The sequence below is a fragment of the Arthrobacter sp. ISL-28 genome, assembly GCF_018613875.1.
Lineage (GTDB): Bacteria > Actinomycetota > Actinomycetes > Actinomycetales > Micrococcaceae > Arthrobacter.
The window spans coordinates 154,316-175,583 of sequence record NZ_JAGGPJ010000027.1 but is presented as its reverse complement, the minus strand read 5'-3'; the positions used below and the strand labels follow the sequence as shown (position 1 = coordinate 175,583).

Sequence of the window (21,268 nt, the reverse complement as noted above, 5' to 3'; positions counted from 1 at the left end):
TCATTGAGACCTACACCCTCAAGTATCGGCGGAGAGTGAGCAGAGATGAAGTACCAGCCAAGACTACGCCCAGGCCGATGAGTACCGGTGCCAGCAGCAGGGTCTGCGCGGGCGAAATAAATGCCGTGTCCGGGTATTGCTTGGACATGTACTCGCCCAGGAAGAAGTGCGCCACGGCCCAGAGGGTGACTGACGCCAGGGCAGCACCGATCACTGCTGCGATGACGCCTTCCAGGATGAACGGCAGCTGGATCACCGTCTTCGACGCGCCAACGAGTCTCATAATGCCGGTCTCGCGGCGGCGGCTGAATGCCGAAAGCCTGATGGTGGTGGCAATGAGCAGGATTGCGCAGACCGTCATGACGCCGGCGATGATGACTGCCACCAGCGAGGCTGCGTTCATGACGGAAAACAGCCTCTCCAGGACCTGCCGCTGATCGATCACCGTTTCCACACCCGGCTGGGAGGAGAAGGTCTCGCTGATGATCCGGTACTTTTCAGGATCTTTCATGTTGATCCGGAAAGACGCGGGAAGCTGGTCGGGAGTGACGGAGTCCACGATGGGAGAGTTCGAAAACTGCTCCTTGAAGTGCTTGTAGGCGTCTTCCTTGGACTCGAACTGGAAGTCGTTGATGTACTGGGAAACTGCCGGCGATTCAAGAAGCGTCCGCAAATTGTCCTGCTGCTCGGGCGTCGCCGACCCCGAAGCGCAACCAGGCGCCGTCGAACCCTCACCGCACAGGAAGATCGCCACCTGGACTTTGTCGTACCAGTAGCCCTTCATCTGGTTGATCTGCAGCTGGAGCATTCCGGCAGCGCCGACGAAAGTCAGTGATACGAAGGTGACGAGGATGACCGACACCACCATGGACATGTTCCGGCGGAGACCGCTGCCGATTTCCCCGAGGATGAACTGGAGCCTCACTGCCGGCCCTCCCCAGAACGGTTGGTCGTATCCGTACGGTTGGTTGCGTACGTTTCGGAGGACGCGCTTGGCAAGATATCGGGCAGCTCTCTTCCGGCCTCGTCCCGGCCGCTGGCATCCTTGAGCCTGCGGGACTGGCCGACGACGGGGATCATCGACGTGTAAAGGGCCCGGGCTTCGTCGCGGATGACCACGCCGTTCTTTAACTCCACGACGCGCTTGCGCATTTCGTTCACGATGTCGTCGTCGTGCGTGGCCATAACCACTGTAGTGCCGTTCTGGTTGATCTTGTCCAGCACGCCCATGATCCCCATGGAGGTCGTGGGGTCGAGGTTGCCGGTGGGCTCGTCTGCCAGCAGGATGCCGGGCCGGTTGACCACGGCGCGGGCGATGGCGACGCGCTGCTGTTCACCGCCCGAGAGCTCGTGCGGCATCCGCTTCTCCTTCCCTTCCAGGCCCACCGTCTTAAGGACTTCGGGGACGGTGTCCCGGATGACGCTGCGGCTCTTGCCGATGACCTGCATGGCGAACGCGACGTTCGCAAACACGTTCTTCTGCGGGAGCAGCCGGAAGTCCTGGAATACGACGCCGATGCCGCGGCGCAGCCTCGGCACGCGCCAGCTGGAGATGTTGGCGACGTTCTGCCCCGCGACGTACACGGAGCCGGACGTGGCGCGGTCTTCCTTAAGCACGAGGCGCAGGAACGTGGACTTGCCGGATCCGGATGCGCCGACGAGGAAGGCAAATTCACCACGGTCTATTTCAAGGGTGACAGAATCCAGCGCAGGCCGGGTCGTCTGGTCGTAGACCTTGGTGACATTTTCGAAACGGATCATGATCCTATGTACCCTGCAGGACAAGGCCTCGACGGCCCGGTCTGCAACCGGTGCGGGGGCTTTCTCTTGGGGGAAGGAGAGCTCCGGCTTCTCGACTATACCCAGCACGAAAGGTGCTCCCGGGTGAGTCAGAGGGGCGTGTCGCACTATTGGAGCAGGATGCCCGGCCTATGCTTCGGGACCGGACACCGGGGGCCAGGACCTACTTTTCGGCGTTCCGGTTGTCCGTGCGCCAGCGGATGCCGGCTTCGATGAAGTCGTCGATCGCGCCGTCGAACACCGCCGAGGTGTTGCCGACCTCGTGCTCAGTCCGGAGGTCTTTGACCATTTGGTAGGGGTTCAGGACGTAGGACCGCATCTGGTCGCCCCACGAGGCTTTGACATCACCGGCGAAAGCCTTCTTTTCAGCGTCCTCCTGCTCCTTCTTAAGGAGCAGGAGCCGGGACTGGAGCACGCGCATGGCGGCTGCCCGGTTCTGCAGCTGTGACTTTTCGTTCTGCATGGACACGACCGTGCCCGTGGGGATGTGGGTCAGCCGGACCGCGGAGTCCGTGGTGTTGACCGACTGGCCGCCCGGGCCGGAGGACCTGAAGACGTCCACTCGGATCTCGTTGTCCGGGATGTCGATGGAGTCGGTCTGCTCGATCAGCGGAATGACTTCCACCGCAGCGAACGACGTCTGGCGGCGTCCCTGATTGTCAAAGGGACTGATCCTGACAAGCCGGTGCGTGCCGGCCTCGACGCTTAGAGTACCGAAGGCATAAGGCGCATTGACTTCGAAGGTCGCCGACTTGAGCCCGGCTTCCTCGGCATAGGACGTATCCATGACGGTGGTGGGATAACCGTGCCGCTCGGCCCAGCGCAAATACATCCGGAGGAGCATTTCCGCGAAATCAGCGGCGTCCACGCCGCCTGCCCCGGAGCGGATGGTCACCACGGCTTCGCGCTCGTCGTATTCGCCGGAGAGCAGCGTGACGACCTCAAGCTCCTTCAGGGATTTCTGGATCGACTCGAGTTCGGCTGCGGCCTCGCCCATGGAATCGGCGTCGTCCTCATCCTGGCCCAACTCCACGAGCACCTCGAGGTCGTCGATGCGGGAGGCCAGGGTGTTCAGTCGCTCAAGTTCGGACTGCCGGTGCGAGAGGCGTGAGGTTATCACCTGCGCGGCCGCGGGATCGTCCCACAGGTTGGGTTCCCCGGCCCGCTCGCTCAGTTCTGCGATCTCTTCCTTCAGCGCCTCGACATTGGTGACGTTCTCAATGGAGGTGTAAGTGGCGCGCAATGCGCGGATCTCTGCAGAAAAATCTATTTGAGCCATGGTTATTTAAGCCTACGCTATCCGTCTCCTCCCACCGGACGGTGTAGATTGGCGCCGATGAAGACTGGCGCCGGTTCGTGAATGCGGGACGGCCAACCGGTGAATGCGGGACGGCAGCTGTCCGCCCCGGTTCAGCGCGTGAGCCTGGACCGTGCCGTTGACGCCGCCTCGATTCTTATGCCATCCGGTACGAGGAAGTTCACCACCGGAGGATGAACTACCGCAGTCAGAACAACGACGGCGGTGGAGCCGTCAGGCGAGCCCGTCGCCGCAGAGACGGCCAGTCCGTCGAAGCGCCCAAACGCGCCAGTCCGGGTGAGATAGTCGCCGGCGACGTTTCGGATGCGGTCCCCGCTCAACACAGCAGTTGGAACGCCGCCCGCGGTTTCCACCTGGCCCAGCGTGTAGCTGCCCGCGGCGGCCATCGATGCGCCGTCCGCCAGTGACAGGAGTTTCTTGTGCCCAATGTAGAGGCTGGAGGCGGCCATCACCACGGTGCTGACCAAAAGTGCCAACATGACGAAGCCGATGATGAGCATGGTCATCTGCCCGTCCTCGGTCCCCATGGCACTCCTGGTCTCGCCTGTCATGGCGGGTGGACGGCTCCGAACGGCGGACGTCAACGGAACCTGCCCACGATTTGGGTTGCTGTCGCGTGCAGCTGGCTGGCGTTCAGTCGGAACGCTTTGCTGAAAGGGACAAAGGGAAGAGGAACGCTTAGGTGGACGGTCACCGTGACCGCAGACCCCGCCGCCATGCAGTTGCCGCGATCGCAGCTCACTTCCACGCGTGCGTTTTCGACGGAGTGGCCGTAGTCGGCGAGGGCCAGGACGGCGGCCTGCTCTGCTGCGGCCCGTCCGGAAGCTTCGTCGGGCTGGGCCACGAAAACCTTCGCCGCTTGGTCGGCAGCTCCCACGACAGCAAATGAACCCCCCCTGTAGCTGGCCGACGGTGATGATGAAATACACCACCGGCACCATGAGGAGCAGCCCCAGGAAGGTGAACTCGACGACGGCGCTCCCCCGCTGCCTGGCATCATCCCGTTGTGAGCTTTGCCGGCCTGCGACGCCGCTCGATGATTTCCAGGCTTCCTGCTTCAAGCCCTTGGCTGCGCCCGCGTCCTGGCTCGGACGTCCGCGATCAACGCACAGCGCCTCGCACACGCGGTCTGCAATGATCTGTGCCGCACGGCCGGGCCATGCCTGGCTTTCGCCTGGGCAGAAGCCTTCCCTGCCCGGCTCAGTGGCCGAGTGCCGCTGAATTGGCGGTTGCCGCTGAGTCGCCGGTTGCCGGTCACCTGTTGATTGCCGCATGGCCCCTAACCTCCAGCCAGTCGCGCGGGCCAATGAGGCCAATCACTGGCATCGGCGCCCTGACCGTCACCTCGAGTGTGCGCAGCCCCTGAAATGTGACCTCACGTGTCCGGATGTCCTGCGCGAAGCCGTCGTTGAGCGCTGTTCCGATGAGTTCACCAGTGCGTTGCCGCGCATCGCCGGCATTGCGGTCTGCAAGGGTGCCATACCGCGCGCCGGAAGCGGCGGCGTCAATCAGCGTATTGCGGACATGCAGCACCAGCGCGAGCTGGATGATGGCCAGGAAGAACATCGTGAGCAACCCGCCCACCAGGACAAAATCGACGACCGCAGATCCTCGCTCGCGCCCAGGGCCGTCCGCGGCAACCGGGATCACAGCCTATTGTCCGACCGTGTCCATAGCTTGGTTGAACATTGCCTCCAGCGCCGGCCCGGCGAGGGCAAGCAGCGCGGCCACGAGCACCGCCGACATCAGGGTAATCATGACCCACGTCGAGATATTCCGATACTCTTGCCTGCATGGAGCAAACCACCGCAGCGATTTATGCCCGACTCAGCAGCGACAAGCGCAAAGGGACTTCTGAAGAGGGTAAGACCGTAGAGGAACAGGTGAGGGCCTGCACTGCCTACATTCTCTCCAAAAGGTGGCTGGTAGGTGAGATCTATAAGGACAATGACAAGAGCGCAACCGACGGAGGTATCCGGCCCGACTTTGAGCGCATGCTTAAAGACGCTCCTCCTGTTGTTGTCGCCTACCGCGCAAGCCGCCTGTCACGCGACGTGATGGACACCCTTCGCCTCAAGGCCGCTGGCATTACCGGACACATGGAGGATGGCGGAAAGTTGGATTTCTCAAGCGGAGACTCAACCATGCTTACCCTGATTCGCTCCGTCATAGACGCTGCCGAAGGTGAGAAGAAAGCGGAGTTCCAGAAGCTCAAGAACCTTGCCAACGCCAAGGACGGTAAGTGGCACTACTCCCGCCCAGTCTTCGGTAACGACCGAATCACCGGCAAGCTTGTTGCGGGCGAAGCGGAAGCTATCCGGACAGCCGCAGCGGGACTTGCCAAGGGTGAGAAGACTTTCTTCCAAGTCGCGAAGGACTGGAACGCCACTGGATTCCAGACGCCAAAGAGCAAAGGCGCAGGGGGCAAAGACTGGACTCCGGGAACCGTGCGTAACTTCTTCACCGCTCCACGACTGACAGGGAAGCGCGTTTATCAGGGCACTACCTACACCATGGATGGCTGGGAGCCTCTGCTAGATGAAGAAACTTTTAACGACATACAGAGCCTTATCGAATCTCAAAAGACCGGTAAGCGCGGCGTACAGGGAACCCGACACAATCCACACCTTCTGACTGGCATCGCCACATGCGGAACATGTGGTGGAGGCCTGAATGTCAGCTATCGCGGCGGGCCGGGAAGCCCTCGGGCCTACAGGTGTCCCACGCCGGGACACGTAAGCAGGGCCGCAGTGCCCCTTGAAAAATTTGTTGTGGAAAAGTTTCTGTACCTCTTCATGCATCAGGGCGCTGAGAAGGTCATCCACCCTGACGGAGCCGAAACAGCAGCAAAGCTCCGTCTTGAACGGATATCGACGATCAGGGATCACGACGCGTGGATGGACGAGGCGGCGGAGGCAGGACTGTCACCCGTGATGATCGCAAAGAAGGAAGCCGCACACGCCAGGAAGGTGGGCGATATCGATGCACGGCTAGTCGAGATCATTCGTGAGACCTCATTTGCGGGACTGCTTCCTGAGATGGCTTCCCAAGGCGCAGAAGCCCTCTGGGGCCGCTGGAACGATATCTCTGTGGAGAAGCAGCGCACCATAGTTCAGTCCCTGTATAAGGGCATCGTGGTGAAGCGTGGTCCGCAAGGCGCTCGCTTCCGCCCCGAATTCGTGACGCTCTTTCCGTCAGACCTAATGCTGCAGCTTGCAGACCTCAACACAGATGCAGTCGAAATTAATGAGGCCGAGCTGAGCCCTGCATTGAGGGACGCCCTAGGCTTGACGTGAGGGATGTTTCCGCAACCTCAGAGAGCCGCGTCGGCCCCGAGCCGGCGCGGTTCTTTTTTTCCTTGGCAGCGCTGACCCACCCGCAGCTTTGCGGAACTGAGTGACGACGGAGGACCCAGGCCCATTGGAAGTAAGCCTGACCGAGCCTCACGGCTCCTGGGCAACCTACGGCAGACACCGAGGAGCGCGCGACAGATAGTTGCCCGGGAAGGGGAACCGCACCTGCCCTCCGGCTCGGGCACTCCGAGGGCGGCGTGGAACGGCTGCGGTTGCGATTCGCCCAAATTTGGATCCTGAGCCGGAAGCTGATAGGCTAGAGAGTTCGGAACTCTCCGATCTGCTCCGCTTAGGCCCGCGCGGGCGCTAAAGCCAGCCTCGCCGCTCAGCAATTCCCTCCTTGGACTATGGAAAATTCACTGGCCCTACTGGTTGACATGGAAGGCTTGCTGGTATAAGATTTGCCCTCTCCCGCCTCATGTGATACAATGGATACTACAAAACCAAACAAGAGGAAGGTTCCCGAATGGGAAAAGGCAAGTACGAGCGAACACCCCTTACCCGAGCAAGGTTCAAGCTCACCAGAACTCAGCAGAAGATTCAGCGCCTACAGGCCGCTCTCGCTGAGACCGAAGAGACGAAGCGTCAGGTCCAGAGTGCCATCGCCCAACTAGAAAAGGAACAAGCTATGTAGGTCTTAAGCACCACCCTCAGCCGGCCAAAGCGCCAAGGAAAAAATAAATTCAAAACAAACGAAAGGCTCGAATGAGCAGAAAATTTGATAGAAAGCATTACTGGACATGGAAACATCCATCACAACTGAGAATCAGATTCTCGAAAATATCTTCAGCACCGAGGTTCAGAAGCAGCTCATCAGTAGCTGGAGTAGGACAAAGCTAGAAGAAACAGCCAGAAGTCTCCCGACCACCGAGCTTGGAGTAGCAGGTGAACTCGCCCCCTTCCTGACCGGGAAGGCCGTCTACGTCAAGGCCGAAGCGAGTTGGTACGTATGGGATGGGATCGAGTACCGCAAGACCGAAGGCGACTGGTTTATCCACAAAACCATCAAGCAGGTCGCGAACATCTACGGCGGCATCCTCGAAGGCGTAACCAAGCAAATCGGGCTTCTGAAACGCACTGCCACAGGTGACGATGACCAGTCGGGTCTCTTCACTCAGCACTTCTCGATGAACATGAAGCTGCACAGTGCATCGTCGCTGGATGCCCTGAGCAAGATCCTCAAGTCAGAACTTGATGAGATTCCGGTAGGCATCACAAAAGACACACCCTTCCTCACAACGGCTTATCTTGCAGAGCGAGTGGCACTGCCTCACCTTGTTCAGGATCACATCCCTTCAGTAGGCATCGGACAGCTCTACGGGCAGTCATCAGCCGGTAAGACAATTGCGGTGGTTGACCTCGCACTGAGCATCTGTGCTGGACTGGATAAGTGGCAGGGGCTCCCTCTTAACACCAAGGGACCATCCCACGTACTGTATATCGCAGCTGAAGGCGGACAACCGTTTTGGGACATGGTTGAGGCGTGGAAGGCCAAACACCCTGGTGCGGATACCTCGGGTTTCCTGGCCTGGGATGCAGGCGTAGGTCAGACGCTCACTATTGGGACCTCGCTAGACGTGGCTCCTGGCCTCTTCGGGCTGGAAGCTATGAGGTCGAAGGTCAAGGGTGCCGGTATCAACCCTTCTCTTGTGGTCTTCGATCCTCAGGCCAACATCCTGTCAGGTGTGGATGAGAACTCCAACGTAGACATGGTGGCAGCTCTCAAGCCCATTCAGGACTGGGCAACAGAGGGGCAGTTCCTTGCCCTGCTAGTGCACCACGAAGGCAAGAAGGATTCCGGCTCAGGACGTGGCGCTTCCGCCCAGAAGGCAATGATGGACCTTCTAATCAAGCTCACCAAGAACGCGACCGGTACTCGTACCCTGTCATTCGAGAAGGTCAAGGGCTCCAAAGATCCGGACAAGAAGCTCAACTACACCATTGAGACTGTCCTCTTCTCCGGTGGCTCGGGTTCAGGCGGTGTTGCTGTTCCGGATGGTGCTCAGCTAAGCACTAAGGAACGCGCTGAACGTCTGGGAGTACTGGATGTGAGCCGAGTCCGAAGAGCAATTCAGGATGGTGCCACGTCTGCTCAGGGAATCGCCCTGGCTACCGGAATCAACCGCAATACCGTTGGCGATCACCTCAAGACCCTTGAAGCTCAGGGAGTCATTCAGAATCTCGGTAGCGATACCCGTCCCAAGTGGATGATCGTCTCTCCTGACTACTCGTCTCATCAGACTGCCTAACCAATCATCTGCTGCCTGCCTGCACTGCACCCCCTACGGGGGGGTGTGCAGGCGTGCAGGTGAAGGCGCAAATAGCGTGCTGTGCAAGTTGTTGCAGCCATAGAGCAGGTCTGTGCAGGTTTAGGCAGGTCTGTGCAGCCTATTGACCTGCATGCAGACCTGGCGAACAGACCAAAGCCCTAGGAAGGAGTACACAAAGAGGCAAACAGGATGCTGAACAAACTCAGCAATCTCAACATAACGACGAAAAGACGAAGCGACGATTCCATGCAGTATCAGATCTATCCGAAGGAATCGGAACATGTCTCAAGCAACGATTTACAGTTTTATCGATAGGACCAAGCTCTATGTGAACTTTCCGGACGGCGGGAAGTGGACGAGGGAATTCCTGAAAGAAGTCCTGGGAAGTAGAGTCCACCTCGAGTGGACCGTGGACAACGCCGGGAAGGTCTGGTGGATGCTCGCCAAGCGCCACCGGGAAAATCTGGCGGCAGCCCTTCAAACCTTGTACGGCGGAGTGTGGGTTATAAGGGAGTACTCCGTCACGCAAGTGTGCACCCACTCCTGCCAGGGTGCTGTCAGGGATGACTGCACCTGCTCATGCGGAGGAGAATTCCACGGCGGAGGGGGAACTTGGGCCTATGTCATGGATGACCTGTTGATTAATCATGAAGTCCGACGAGTTTCCCGATACTACAGCCGTGAGATGGTCGGCCCTTCAGCCAGCCAGAGCGAGCAATCACCATCGGGACTACTTAGAGAAGACAAACTCACTAGTTAGGAAGTAGCAGCCCTAGTTATAGGGCTGCTACTTCCAAGGGTGTAACTTCCTAGTACTGACTCCTTTGGATTCGACCAGCGGGGAAGGTTCCATGAATAGGAGGTTCTGTGAGTCACTCCCCCAAAGGCTCAGATCCTGGGGCGAGATTCATGGCCCCACAGGTTGACAATTGGTCATATTAAGACTTCAGTCAACAACCCGGCGAAGGAGCCTGTCCTACCCGGCGAAAATGCACCCCGAAAGTTTCCAAAGCTGCCCCCCCGCAGCAGGTCTTCAATTAGGCGCTTGCGCGAGCGTACCCCCGTTCCCTTCATGGGCGTGCACTTGCGGAAATCTTGTAAATCGTAGGAACCATCGAGTACTAGATAACCGCGCCGCGCGCCGCCGGTTCGTCAAATTTTTGTAAGTAGAAGTCTGAAAGCCCTCTCGTCAGGACTAGTTGCTTCGGTCCATTACGTCACGAGCTCTTGACCGAAGTCACCGCCTCCGATCAGCGATCGGGTCATGTAGTTGCGAGCGTTCCGGAACCCGAGGATGGACCAACAGGGTCGGCCAGATATACTTCTCCCGCGAACATACGACACGATTTCGGGAGATGCACGTTGGGGAAGAACACCGGTGAAGGCTACCGGATCGGTCAGCAGAAAGACCGATACCAGCAGTACAACGATCGAACCGATCGCTACGACAAGTACGACGGCGATGCGAACTACCTGGCGTCGAAGTCGACACCGGGCCGTTGGAAGGGCGTCGAGGAGCGGGAACCGAAGAAGCCGGCTCGAAGCTAAACGACCGTTGACTCCTTCGACGCGTTGATCATTACGTCCGGAGCTAGATTGGGGCTCATCGCATTTGAGGAGCGGCCAGCCGTCCTAGGCGATGATTGGAGTTTACTGACTTTGCAAAGGCCCGCGTCCCACAAACATCACACGGGCCCTCACCATCAGCACTAGCTCGCAAGATAGCGGTAAACCGTTGCCCTCGAGACCCCCAGCATCTTCCCGATGTCGTTCGCGCTGAGACCTTTGGCTTTGAGATCTGCGGCTCTCACCGCTGCAGCGCCATCCACTTTTCGTGGACGTCCACCGTGCCTGTTGTTTTTGGCAGCCTCCTTCAGCCCTGCGCGCGTTCGCTCGATGATCGTGTCCCTTTCGAGTTGGGCGAAGGCGGCCATGATGGTGAGCATGGCGGTACCCATTGGTCCAGTAGTGTCCAGGCCCTCCGTGAGGGACCTGAAACTGACACCCCGGTTCCGCAGTTCATCGACAACCGTCAGAACGTGACGTGTATTGCGGCCAAGCCTGTCCAGTTTCCAAACGGTGAGGACATCACCTTCGTCAAGACGATCAAGAAGTTTTGTAAGTTCCGGTCGCTCGACGGCGCTCCCGCTTACACCCTTGTCAGCGTAGATCCGGATTGCGCCCGCGTCTTTCAGAGCTGCGGTTTGCAACTCCAGATTCTGCTCGGCAGTTGAAACCCTTGCGTAACCGATGACTGCCACCGATCTCCCCTATCTCGAAAAGCCGTATCAAATAGTGTTTTGAGACTACTGGTTTTGAGACGGGTTTTCAAGATTAGAAAAAGGCCGGAAACAGGCGGATGTGAGGCAGGCAAGGCGAGCTTGCACAAGTGTCTTAAGAAACGATCGTTTTTGCGACGCCCAAGACTTCGAGTCGACAACTACGGCTGACGTGTCGGTGACTCTATTCCATTGGACCGTGTCCCTAAGCTGTCACGATCCGCGAAGACGAGAACATAGCCCATGGACATGTCATTGATGAACACATGGGCGGCTATCTTTAGCGCACTCGGCACGGTAGGTGCGCTGCTGGTCGCTATGCGGCTTCTTGCACACGAGCGACGGGCGAGACAGGAGGCGGAAGAACGAGCGATACGCATTTCGGCCGACCAAGTGTCAGCGTGGTTTTGTGGCGTTCGACGCTTTGATCCAAACGAGGAAGATGAGGATTTAGGAGCGGAAACTTCTTTCGACCTTACGGTCAAGGTTAAGAATGGCGGGAGCCAACCGGTCTACGACGTCATTGTTGCTATGGCTGCCACCGAAAGAAGCGACCAAAGCCCATTTGATCTCCAGATAGTGAACCCGGGCATGACCGTTGAGGGACGAATCCTTCATCGTCGGCACCCATATGGACCGCCCAGCGAACCTGATGAGGGCTCAGATGCGCTTTTTGGCATTCCCTGCGTAAGTTTCACCGACACTATGGGGCAGCGATGGAAACGCGATGAGCGTGGCCGAGTCCACAAAATAACGGAGCACGTCCCTCCCTATTGGGAAAGAGTTAGGCAAGACAGCGCGGACCAAGACGCCTGGTTTGCTAAGTGGAGCTCAAATCCTTACTCCCGTTGAAGCGCCGAGACTAGTCTGATGCTGATTCCTGTTGGAAGACCTTCGTCTGCGCCTCATCGCCATCCCGATTACCGCATCATTGCTGGCTACGGCTGCGCTTATCTCCTGTTTCTCGAGACCGGCTGCAAGTCCATCGGCATTACAAGAATGCTGGTAACCGCAAAGCGTGGAGCAAGGACTGTCGGGCCCTACGCTTAGGCTTTCGCATGTCCACGAGCTGGAGGTGAAGATAGTGAGGACGGTGGAGCAGCGCGGTTGGCTTGTTGACGAACTGTGGGGCCACAGTCTCGACGGAGATGCCCTCCGGTTCACTGCAAGAGCTGCCTATCCCGCGTGGGCAACCAAACCCTGCCCTGTCTGGTTCGCTATTGTTGGTAGTCGGACTCATGTGCATGACGCATTACGGATAGGTTTGTCGCCGAACTGGCCGGCAACCCCAACGACTGCGCCGCCCACAACCACAAGAATGCTGGTTCCTGGGGCTATCGCTTCCCTGGCAGCCAGCGGGGGGCAGCTGCCAAGCGGCTTCAGCGGCTGGCCTGCGACACACATGAGCTGGAAATTTCACAAGGAGACAAATGCCGAAAAAGAGCGCAGCCGGTTCGACTGCCAAGCCGACGAGCCCCCCAACATCACACTTCGGCGAAGGGGCTGACGTCATCCAGATAGTCAACGGCTTTGTATGGGCGCCGCTCCGAGGTAAATGGCTCCAGGCGAAACCGGAGGAGGTTGTTCGGCAGAGGTTCATCCACAGGCTGCACTCACGCTACGGATATTCACTGAAGCAGATGGCGCAGGAAAAGCGCACCATGCACGGCCACGGGTCACCGAAGGCCGATATCGTAGTTGCCAAGGATGAAGATGCGCTTACTGCAAACCGCGACTACGTGCTCGTCGTTGAAACTAAAGCAGAGCACGTCACGATCGTCCCCGCCGATTATTCCCAGGGTGAAAGCTATGCGAGAGCCGTTGGCTGCGAATTCATGGTCGCACACAACGAGAAGGAAACCCGAGCGTTTCGCCTAGTTCCTGGTGCACCAGGCACGCGAGTCGATATAGAGGACGCGCCCCACGCCGAAGACCTCTCGGACGCCAAACGCCTAGAGGCTATCCGGGCGGCCACGAAAGCTTTTTCGCGAGACGAATTTCGGAAGCTCCTTCACGAGTGCCATGCCATCCTGCGCGATAACCATAAGTTGGATCCAGGCGCAGCGTTTGACGAGATCTCAAAGGTTCTGTTCATCAAGATGTACTTCGAACGAGGTGCAGAGGGCGATCGCTTCACGCGCGACTATATGGACAGGTACGCGAAGGTTCGACGGAGTCGTGCCGACGAAGTCATGACAGATCTCTTCGATGACACCAAGAAGGGGTTGAAGAGCGACCGACTCTTCGAGAAGGGCGATCGTCTGAACATCAGCTACGCCACGTTCCGACGCCTCGTCGAAAAGCTCGAGCGATTCAACCTTTCAGCCACCAGTGACGACATCAAAGGCATTGCCTTCGAGCAATTCCTTGGACAGACATTCCGTGGAGAACTTGGCCAGTTCTTTACCCCCCGTCCAATCGTGGACTTTATGGTCGGGTTAGTCGACCCGCGCGAAGACGAGCTCGTATGCGACCCGGCAAGCGGAACAGGTGGCTTCCTCATAAGGACCTTCGAATACGTCCGGGACCAGATAGAGCGTTCGGTCCAAGATGAGAAAGATGCAGCTATTGCAAAGTTGCAAGCCCAGGCGGCGCACGAAAGCTGGGACGACGCGCGGCTTGCCGACGCTATCGATGAGAATAAGCATGCTCTGAATGCGAGCCTGGATATGGAAGACTCGACTTCCCGTTTGGGACGTCTTTCACGGGAGTGCATTTTCGGATCGGACGCGGAAGCGCGCGCTGCGCGCACAAGCAAAATGAACATGATCATGCATGGCGACGGACACGGCGGCATCTATTTTCACGATGGACTGCTCGATACCGGAGGCCTCCTTGAGAATAGATTCGATGTCGTACTGACAAATCCCCCATTCGGGGCAACGGTTACAGCAGACCAGCTGACCGGGGATACCACCCAGACGCGCATGGTGGAGTCCGAGGACGATGCCGCAATCAATGCAGCAAGGTATGGAGAACATTGGGCAGCAAGTCGCGCTCAACTCGCAATCGCTGAACGTGAGAAGTGGCCCATCCTGCAGCTATTCGATATCGGTCGAAACCCAGTCGGAGGCGAAACTGCAACTTCCCAGGTGAGGAATTCCCGTCCCACAGAATCTCTGTTCGTCGAGCGTGCCATCCGCCTTCTCAAGCCAGGAGGTCGTGTGGCCATTGTCTTGCCGGACGGACTCCTCAATAATCCCAGCCTTGAATGGTTCCGGGATTACATAGAGGGCACTGCACGGCTGCGGGCAGTCATCTCGCTGCCCCAGGAGGTATTCGCGAGCGCCAAAGCGACCGTCAAGACCTCGATTGTCCTGCTCGAGCGATTCACGGCAGAGGATCGAGTGGCTTGGAAACAAGCTCTTATTACAGCTTCTGAAGAACTCGAACAAACAGTCTTTGAACCATTGCGCACGAAGGCAACCGAACAGCTCTGCGAAACGCTAGAGTCGCATGGCATCAACGCCGGAGACGCCCTTAACGCCCAGCAAGCCCTGGCAGACGCGTATCTCGATCGCTCTGACACAGCCCGTCTCAACGCTGCACGACGAACATGGAACAGCCTCCTCAACAAGGATGAGCGTGCGGCAGTGAAGGCAGCTACAAAGACCCGGGACACGATTATTCGGGAGTTGGAGAAAGAAAAGGCGGAGCGCATAACCGCTGCTGCCAAGCAGCTGGACGACTACCCAATCTTCATGGCGGAAGTTGAGCATGCCGGCATCACGTCCACAGGCGTCACCGGCGATTCCGTGCCCAATGAACTACCCAGTGTTCTTGAGGCCTTCCGGGAATGGAGCCGCAATTCCCTGTCCCTTACAGCCTCCTCGGGCGCGGTGGTCTGATGCGAGTTTTGTCAGTATGGCGCGCAGGCCTCGCACGCTGGGACGTCAAGTCCCATGATGTTCCGTCATGGGCGCCCACAGTAGTCCACATGCTTCGCCCCGTGAGTGAACTAGCTACGCGGCGCATAGAGCCTGCGGCCGGCAACATTCCACTGGGTAGCATCGATTTTGGGGGACAGATCTCTCTAAGAAATGCGAAGAGGACGAGCAAGGGCAGCACGTTTCGGGCACGCCCCGGCGATGTCGTCTTCAGCCGGATCGATGTCCGTAACGGCGCGATCGGTGTGCTCGGTGATGACGAGCAGGACCTAGCCTTTTCGTCTGAATACCCCATCTACGACCTTTCTAATCCTGGACTGGTGCGTCCCGCCTACATGCGCCTCCTCTGTAGAACTTCTGTCTTCCGCGCCCAAATCAATGCGCAAGTGATCGGTCACAGTGGGCGAAAGAGACTCCCAGCAGAGGAGTTTGAGAAGCTATTGCTTCCTGTGCCAGGGCTTCCTGAACAGGACGCCTTGCTCAAAGAACTTGCCGCCCGTAATCGAGAAGCCCTTGATCTGAGAAACGAAGCCCTGCCCCTCATAACGAAGGCGGGAGCTGAGATGCTGGAATTTCTCGGCATTCGTGTTCCAGACTTCGAAACCATTCGTGGGCCCTTCGACGTACAAAGAAGCAAGATCTCCCGCTGGTCCGTTCGGAAGGGGATGGCAGCCAAGCAGGGTGCGGTGCAGGAAATTACTTCCGATGGACAATTGCACCCACTCGGGCAAAAGGGGCTGTCCGAAGTGGCTTACGGTGTTACGAAGAGCCCAACCAATCGTCCTGGTGCCAATGCCAGACCATACTTGCGCGTGGCCAATGTTCAGGACGGATTCCTAGACCTAGATGTCATGAAGCAAATTGATGTGCCCCCGCAAAACGCGAAGCAGTACGAACTTGAACCAGGCGACCTCCTCCTATGCGAAGGCAATAGTCGCGAGCTCGTCGGTAGACCTGCAATCTGGAACGGCGAGATAGAAGGTTGTGTTCATCAGAACCACGTCCTGCGCGTTCGAGTAAACCGTAAGCGGTTGCTGCCAGAATTCGTTTTTGCATACATGCATGGTCCTGCCGGACGTTGGTACTTTGATGACTGTGCCAAGCAAACGACGAACCTCGCGACGATCAACAGTTCGGACGTCAAAGCCCTTCCTATCCCCGTTCCCGACCTGCCGGAGCAAGAACGTTTAGCTGCTATCGTTCAAGAGGCCAGATCCCGTGCGGACTCGCTTCGCAACCAGGCGCACCAATTGGAAGTCGCAACATCGGAATGGCTGGCAGTGCGTCTGGGCAGCAAGGCAGCCGTATCGGAGAATAGCGCAGATGAAGCTGAAGACTCGTCCGACGCGGCATAGATCCTCTCGCGGGCAAAGAGAACGTTGTTGAAAGCGACGCTTACAACCCGTTCCCGAGACGAGGCGGCTCTGAAGCACATCTATGTCCCGGCAGGACCAGCCCATTTTCCCTCGAGGTCTCTGCCCTGAGTAAGTTGTAGCCATGCCTCAAGACCTTCAGATCGCCCTGATAGCTGCTGCTGCGGCCTTGTCCGGGAGCCTTCTAGGCGCATTTTTTACACGGACTACAGAACACAAGCAGTGGCTTCGCAACGAGAAGATGAAGGCCTATGAAGATTTTCTCGAAGTCTGCCACAGTTTTAATGCCATCATCAGAGATTCCCGGGCCCCGCTGGAATCAGCGTCCGAGGAAACGGCGCGAATCGAGCGCCTTCTGGTTTTGGATCGGGTTGCGCTTCTAGCGCCGCTAACCGTTCACATGGAAGCAATCCAGATCGAAAGCCTTCAGTATCAACTCTCATTAATGCGTCGGGGATTGCAACCGGGACGTAAATGGCAGTACTTCGGCACGGAGTCCGAAGTAAGACAAGAGATATCACGCCTCACTAAACGACTTCACGAGAAAATTCGCCGAGATCTAAGCGTTTCTGACGGCCCCACCCGATTCGCTGATGTTTGGTCCGCCGTCAAACATATCCGCGCCAAGAGACGGCATCCGCCTCGTGAGTTAGGTTCGAGTCACTTACATCCCCCGGGCCCGTCCATTTCTGAGATGCGAGGGACTGAACAGCGCTACTGAACCCAACTAGATTGACGTAGCGGTGCGGCATATCACATGACCGCTTGCAGTTGTGTGGGACTTGCCGCCGGGCTTCGCCACAAGAGCACCTTCGGCCCACCGGCTAACTGCGCGTTCTATGCTGACAAGCATGGCGATAAACGAATGGTGGAAGGCTGATAGCCGCGAGCGTTATTGGATGGAGATCTCCAATCGGGACCTTATCGGTGAAAATCTGATTGCTCCCCAGGTCAACGATGCAGGGCTGGAGGAATGGTCTTACGAGACGGTGCGCTATGTCAGGCCAGGCGACATCGTTCTGCACTGGCGAAAAAATCACGGTCCAGCATTAACTGGATACTCCCACTGCAGCTCGAGCGCCGTAGCCTCGTCTCTAGAATGGCAAAGCAGAGGTAGTTACGGGCGGCAGCGGCCTGCGCATGGACAGGAGGACGCTTGGGAAGCAATGCTTCAGGGGTATCGCGAGTTGAAGGCACCGATACCCCTTTCCGCTGTGCGGGCCTTAGAACCGACTATTAGAAGTATTCGCAGCGAACTCATCGCCGTTCACGGTAAGAAACCACTGTATTTCCCCTTCGCCATCTCGGATAAGCGCGCCATACGCGCGGCACAGGCTTATCTAGTCAAGTTTCCTGCGGCCCTCGTCGATGCCATGCCGGACCTAAAGGAACTCGGACAGGTAGCCGTTGATGTACCGGCTGACGAGCCAACGCCTAGGACTCGCCCAAGTACCTCCAAAAGTGGTCGATCAGGCTACGGCCGCCAGCCGGATCCGGATCGCCGCAAGGCTGTCGAGCAGTATGCCGTGAAGCAGGTGATTGATCACTTTGAGTCTCTCGGCTTTGCCACCGCGGATGTAGGCGCGACCGAGGCGTGGGATGTAACGGTGATCCGGGGAAATGAAATCACTCACATCGAGGTCAAGGGCAGCACTACAGAGCGCCTGGCAGTAGACATAACTGAGGGCGAAGTGCGACACGCCGAAGACCAGAGAACCATGCTGATAGTGATCGACCAGATCGACTTGGATACAGGCCTCAATTGCTCAGGCGGACGTTGGCGATACTGGTCGAGCTGGGTGCCAAGCCGCTCCACACTGGTTCCGACGGCGTATAGACACCCGCTTACTGAAGGCGGACAGGCTGGACGCCCTGCTGACAGCCGATAGGCATGGCCGTCTTGTTTATCCCCGCGATCTCCTCCTGGACGCGGCGGTGCATAATGCTGAAAATAGCGGCGCTCAGTGCCGCCAAACGGTCGCATCCGGCCGTAAAAGCCCTTTTGAAGGCCTAACGTCACTCACTGGGGATATTTACCCTGTCTGCTAAATCAGGAGCTTAGGAGGGCCATTTAGGCTTTTAAGGGCGGCCCAGCCTTCACTCAGACGGCACCCCCATGGTCAGCTATCGTGATGCAATGAACGAGCCTCGTACAATACCGCCAGCCCCTTTATCGCTTCGGGAGTGGGTAGAAAGCAACTCCCGGATGAATGCGATAGAAAATCATGGGTTCAAGCTGAACCTTGGCTGGTGGAATCAGAGAATTGCGCACCTACCCGGAAGTCCGGTCGTTGGCACCAACGGAGAAACTGATGAGGGCTTGATAGACCGCGGCCGCCTCTTCTCCATGGCCGCCGATGCTCGCGACGACGAAAGTGGAAGGAGCGCCTTTCGCCTACTTTGGCACTCACTAGCTTGGGGCACAGGATCGAATCATCGGAACACAACACGCCGCATTCATTCCGTGGAGAAGAAACCGGACAAGATTGGTTGTCTGCTACAAAAAGCAGCAAAACTGTCGATCACTGACCCAGAACAGGCATTCCTGACATTCCAGCCCCGGGCGAACGCTATCGGATCCCTGGGACCGAACTTCTTCACCAAGTATCTCTATTTCGCTGGCGAGGGACATCTCAGCCATCCGTGCTTGATTGTCGACAACCGTGTCCTGGCCACACTGCATCACTACACTCCGTGGCCTGTTTTTACACCAAACTCGACCAACTACACGTTCAGCACCTACGAAGCGGCCTTGTATGTGATGGGCGCTTGGGCGAAGGAGCTCTCGATGGCCACCAGGACCGTCGGCGCAGATGAAGTGGAGCGGTGGGCGTTCCAATTTCGGAGCTGATTCACGTCGGTAGACCCTTCCCATCCTTTGCCGCTGCCCTCTCCGTAAAGGGCGCTGACGGAACGCCTTCCCGCATTGTTGGCCTCGATCCGCGCTTTTCGAGGAAAATGCGCCAGTTAAGACCTGGCAGGCCCGCACCGCTTCATTGTGTACGTTTGCTCCATGGACGACTTGATCAGGCAAGGGCAATGGTGGTGGCTGCTGGTACCGCTGGGAACGGGCCTTTTCGCACTTATCGGTAGTTGGGTGGGGTCAACGCTTGGGAAGGCAACTGAGCATTGGCAGTGGCTGCGTAACGAGAAGCAAAAAGAGTACGTTGCAGCGGTAGGCAGCCTTTCTGCTGCCGTAGATGCCCTGGCAGCACTGATCCAGGAAAAGCCGGCCAGAGATGTACCGGAGGATTCGAGCTTCATAACGCCCGTCAATGTACTTGGCCCAAACCGCGTCAAGAAGGCGATGCGAACGGTGATGAGCGACATACAAGCATGCCTCTCGATACTGAGCCAACAGCAATCCGAGAAGAGAACGGCAGACGCTCAGGCGGCTCATGACATTCTCGTCAAAAATTACGACAGCTTTGTTGAAGCCGTCCGGCGCGACCTCGGCGTTAAGGACTAACGCCCCAGCTGAGGGACTTGAACGCGTCTGTCCTCCGGTCCGCCCATTGCCGCATCGCCCCGGGCCTCTGCTGCCTCGCAGTCGCCCCGATCCGCAAAGGATTTGGATCACGCCTGAAGGACCGTTTCGGCAGGTCTGGAAGTGCCTTGCTGCTGGCCCTGAGATGAGCACGTCGCCGCCGTCAGCTTCACCGAATGAAGGTCGGACCTCTAAGAAGTGAAAACAGCCCAATCCACAGATTCTTGAAGTCCCCTGGCCCCTTCACGGTTGATGGTCAACCAGTGACTGGAACTCTCGTCTTCTGCACCCCATCCAAATGCCAGTTCCACTTCCTCTGTAGTAGGGAAATCGCCATATGTGGACACGAGCACCTGAGGTTTCACCTTCCGCCGGATGAACTCGTTGCGCAGGATATCGTTCACACACGCATCCCTAAAGGAGTAACCAATAACCATCCAGTGTTGGGACTCGTGAAGCCCCTTCTGAAATGTTTCATATGCCAATCTGAACGGGTAGCGCCCGACGTGATGGGCCTTGTCCCTCTGGTTTGCTAGAACCACGGTCGGCCGAAACTTGGGTTCACTGTCGCGCAGTCCCGCCCACATGGAGTGATTTCGAAGCAAGTCCACCGGCGCCTTGAAATGAAGATCGCTTTCGACGCTGTGCCAATACGTGAGAGATCCATGCAGATGCAGAAGCTTTACTCGGTACCTGGGACCAGCCGGAAAATTTGCCACCGTCCGCAGGCGAGTGACTATATAGGGCACGCCCTCGTCGTCCGGGTCGTCCTCATCCTTGACCTTGATCGAGAACTGAGAGTAGCCGTGGCCCATGTCGGACATCGGTGCATCCACAGCCTTTAATGCCGAAAGTAGGAGGGTGTCGTAGTTGAGGTTGCCGATATGGATGTTGCCACCGAAGCTGTCGATGATGGCTTCGACAAGTTGATGCATCTCGTCATGAAGTGTCCAGTCTCCACGTGAACGTTCCATGATGACTTCCAGCACGTAGCTAATACCCATATCTCGGACCTTCTGGCTGAAAGCCGCTACGTCCTGAATCGACTTACGCAGGTCAGTGTCCTCGCGCGCCACAAGATCCGCTAACTTGCTGAGTTCGTCGAGGGTCAAGACTTGGGAATCAAATGCGCCGACCAGTTTTTCAAAGTCCTCATCTGTAACCTCGCCTTCCGAGACCGCTCGCCGCGCGATCTCATTCATGGCATGGACGACCTTGTCCCCATCTTCGGTCGCACTCTCCATCCGCGCGATCATTTCTTTCGTGATCGCTGCAAGATTCAACTCGGGGTTGAAAGCGATACTCAGGCCATTTCCGACGAGTATGGCGGCGTTGAGCGGTGGAAGTACCTCGGTCACGATGTCCCCAATCAGTTACCGCATTTTATCAAGGGCAACCTGATCGCCATCCACATCGACGTCGACGAAGTCGACCCACCCTGAGTAGCACCAAGCTGGTAATAGTCCGTCGCGCGCGTCATGGAATTTCCTGCCGGCCGACT

General features: G+C 57.7%; 18 protein-coding genes. 10 read left to right on the top strand and 8 right to left on the bottom strand.

Annotated features, from left to right (window positions below):
* Positions 1-10: 10 nt before the first annotated feature.
* The 6 genes from ftsX to J7E80_RS17655 form a co-directional block, all read right to left on the bottom strand.
* Entirely contained in the window at positions 11-925 is a 915-nt protein-coding gene (ftsX, locus tag J7E80_RS17680) for a permease-like cell division protein FtsX (RefSeq protein WP_215053533.1), read from the bottom strand.
* Complete coding sequence (gene ftsE / locus J7E80_RS17675; protein WP_251037016.1) at positions 922-1,761, bottom strand: cell division ATP-binding protein FtsE; 840 nt, start codon at positions 1,759-1,761, stop codon at positions 922-924. Before ftsE ends, ftsX begins: the two co-directional genes overlap by 4 nt.
* Positions 1,762-1,963: 202 nt before the next feature.
* A complete protein-coding gene (gene prfB, locus J7E80_RS17670) occupies positions 1,964-3,079 on the bottom strand; it encodes a peptide chain release factor 2 (protein ID WP_215053532.1) in 1,116 nt (371 codons plus the stop codon).
* A 131-nt stretch (positions 3,080-3,210) separates the two neighbouring features.
* The gene (locus tag J7E80_RS17665; protein ID WP_251037015.1) at positions 3,211-3,645 is read right to left on the bottom strand and encodes a pilus assembly protein TadG-related protein; all 435 of its coding nucleotides are present in this window, start codon (positions 3,643-3,645) and stop codon (positions 3,211-3,213) included.
* Positions 3,646-3,698: 53 nt separating this feature from the next.
* On the bottom strand, positions 3,699-3,995 hold the full coding sequence (locus J7E80_RS17660; protein WP_311380873.1) for a hypothetical protein: 297 nt from the start codon (positions 3,993-3,995) through the stop codon (positions 3,699-3,701).
* Between the two features lie 377 nt (positions 3,996-4,372).
* A complete protein-coding gene (locus J7E80_RS17655) occupies positions 4,373-4,768 on the bottom strand; it encodes a pilus assembly protein (RefSeq protein WP_311380872.1) in 396 nt (131 codons plus the stop codon).
* Between the two features lie 143 nt (positions 4,769-4,911).
* Between J7E80_RS17655 and J7E80_RS17650 the strand changes: the two genes are divergently transcribed.
* The 4 genes from J7E80_RS17650 (at position 4,912) to J7E80_RS17635 (ending at position 10,289) form a co-directional block, all read left to right on the top strand.
* A complete protein-coding gene (locus tag J7E80_RS17650; RefSeq protein WP_215053531.1) occupies positions 4,912-6,414 on the top strand; it encodes a recombinase family protein in 1,503 nt (500 codons plus the stop codon).
* Between the two features lie 797 nt (positions 6,415-7,211).
* On the top strand, positions 7,212-8,720 hold the full coding sequence (locus tag J7E80_RS17645) for an AAA family ATPase (RefSeq protein WP_215053530.1): 1,509 nt from the start codon (positions 7,212-7,214) through the stop codon (positions 8,718-8,720).
* Between the two features lie 301 nt (positions 8,721-9,021).
* Positions 9,022-9,501, top strand: coding sequence for a hypothetical protein (locus tag J7E80_RS17640; RefSeq protein ID WP_215053529.1), 480 nt, complete (start codon positions 9,022-9,024; stop codon positions 9,499-9,501).
* 602 nt (positions 9,502-10,103) lie between these two features.
* Positions 10,104-10,289 (top strand): hypothetical protein, encoded by a 186-nt coding sequence (locus J7E80_RS17635; protein ID WP_215053528.1) that lies wholly within the window; start codon positions 10,104-10,106, stop codon positions 10,287-10,289.
* 161 nt (positions 10,290-10,450) lie between these two features.
* On the opposite strand, the gene J7E80_RS17630 is transcribed toward J7E80_RS17635, so the two are convergent.
* Positions 10,451-11,002 carry a recombinase family protein gene (locus J7E80_RS17630; protein ID WP_215053527.1) on the bottom strand — a complete coding sequence of 184 codons (552 nt, stop codon included), beginning with the start codon at positions 11,000-11,002 and terminating at the stop codon, positions 10,451-10,453.
* Between the two features lie 1,448 nt (positions 11,003-12,450).
* On the opposite strand from J7E80_RS17630, the gene J7E80_RS17625 reads away from it, so the two are divergent.
* From J7E80_RS17625 to J7E80_RS17600, 6 genes are all read left to right on the top strand, one after another.
* Positions 12,451-14,868: an N-6 DNA methylase gene (locus J7E80_RS17625; protein ID WP_215053526.1), complete on the top strand. Its 2,418-nt coding sequence runs from the start codon at positions 12,451-12,453 to the stop codon at positions 14,866-14,868.
* A 101-nt stretch (positions 14,869-14,969) separates the two neighbouring features.
* Positions 14,970-16,262 (top strand): hypothetical protein, encoded by a 1,293-nt coding sequence (locus J7E80_RS17620; RefSeq protein WP_215053525.1) that lies wholly within the window; start codon positions 14,970-14,972, stop codon positions 16,260-16,262.
* A 142-nt stretch (positions 16,263-16,404) separates the two neighbouring features.
* Positions 16,405-17,001 (top strand): hypothetical protein, encoded by a 597-nt coding sequence (locus J7E80_RS17615; RefSeq protein WP_215053524.1) that lies wholly within the window; start codon positions 16,405-16,407, stop codon positions 16,999-17,001.
* A 130-nt stretch (positions 17,002-17,131) separates the two neighbouring features.
* The gene (locus J7E80_RS17610; RefSeq protein WP_215053523.1) at positions 17,132-18,169 is read left to right on the top strand and encodes a protein NO VEIN domain-containing protein; all 1,038 of its coding nucleotides are present in this window, start codon (positions 17,132-17,134) and stop codon (positions 18,167-18,169) included.
* Positions 18,170-18,486: 317 nt separating this feature from the next.
* Positions 18,487-19,131 (top strand): hypothetical protein, encoded by a 645-nt coding sequence (locus tag J7E80_RS17605; RefSeq protein WP_215053522.1) that lies wholly within the window; start codon positions 18,487-18,489, stop codon positions 19,129-19,131.
* 162 nt (positions 19,132-19,293) lie between these two features.
* Positions 19,294-19,749: a hypothetical protein gene (locus J7E80_RS17600; RefSeq protein WP_215053521.1), complete on the top strand. Its 456-nt coding sequence runs from the start codon at positions 19,294-19,296 to the stop codon at positions 19,747-19,749.
* A 209-nt stretch (positions 19,750-19,958) separates the two neighbouring features.
* Here J7E80_RS17600 and J7E80_RS24450 read toward each other — a convergent pair whose 3' ends face one another.
* The gene (locus J7E80_RS24450; RefSeq protein ID WP_215053520.1) at positions 19,959-21,125 is read right to left on the bottom strand and encodes an SIR2 family protein; all 1,167 of its coding nucleotides are present in this window, start codon (positions 21,123-21,125) and stop codon (positions 19,959-19,961) included.
* Between the last annotated feature and the right edge of the window lie 143 nt (positions 21,126-21,268).

Excerpts from the sequence above, each read along its gene's own strand:
- J7E80_RS17640 (WP_215053529.1), top strand. The coding sequence starts at position 9,022 with ATGTCTCAAGCAACGATTTACAGTTTTATCGATAGGACCAAGCTCTAT.
- J7E80_RS17665 (WP_251037015.1), bottom strand. The coding sequence starts at position 3,645 with ATGGGGACCGAGGACGGGCAGATGACCATGCTCATCATCGGCTTCGTC.
- J7E80_RS17610 (WP_215053523.1), top strand. The coding sequence starts at position 17,132 with ATGGCGATAAACGAATGGTGGAAGGCTGATAGCCGCGAGCGTTATTGG.
- J7E80_RS17605 (WP_215053522.1), top strand. The coding sequence starts at position 18,487 with ATGAATGCGATAGAAAATCATGGGTTCAAGCTGAACCTTGGCTGGTGG.
- J7E80_RS17645 (WP_215053530.1), top strand. The coding sequence starts at position 7,212 with ATGGAAACATCCATCACAACTGAGAATCAGATTCTCGAAAATATCTTC.
- prfB (WP_215053532.1), bottom strand. The coding sequence starts at position 3,079 with ATGGCTCAAATAGATTTTTCTGCAGAGATCCGCGCATTGCGCGCCACT.
- J7E80_RS17650 (WP_215053531.1), top strand. The coding sequence starts at position 4,912 with ATGGAGCAAACCACCGCAGCGATTTATGCCCGACTCAGCAGCGACAAG.
- J7E80_RS17615 (WP_215053524.1), top strand. The coding sequence starts at position 16,405 with ATGCCTCAAGACCTTCAGATCGCCCTGATAGCTGCTGCTGCGGCCTTG.
- J7E80_RS17600 (WP_215053521.1), top strand. The coding sequence starts at position 19,294 with ATGGACGACTTGATCAGGCAAGGGCAATGGTGGTGGCTGCTGGTACCG.
- J7E80_RS17625 (WP_215053526.1), top strand. The coding sequence starts at position 12,451 with ATGCCGAAAAAGAGCGCAGCCGGTTCGACTGCCAAGCCGACGAGCCCC.
- ftsE (WP_251037016.1), bottom strand. The coding sequence starts at position 1,761 with ATGATCCGTTTCGAAAATGTCACCAAGGTCTACGACCAGACGACCCGG.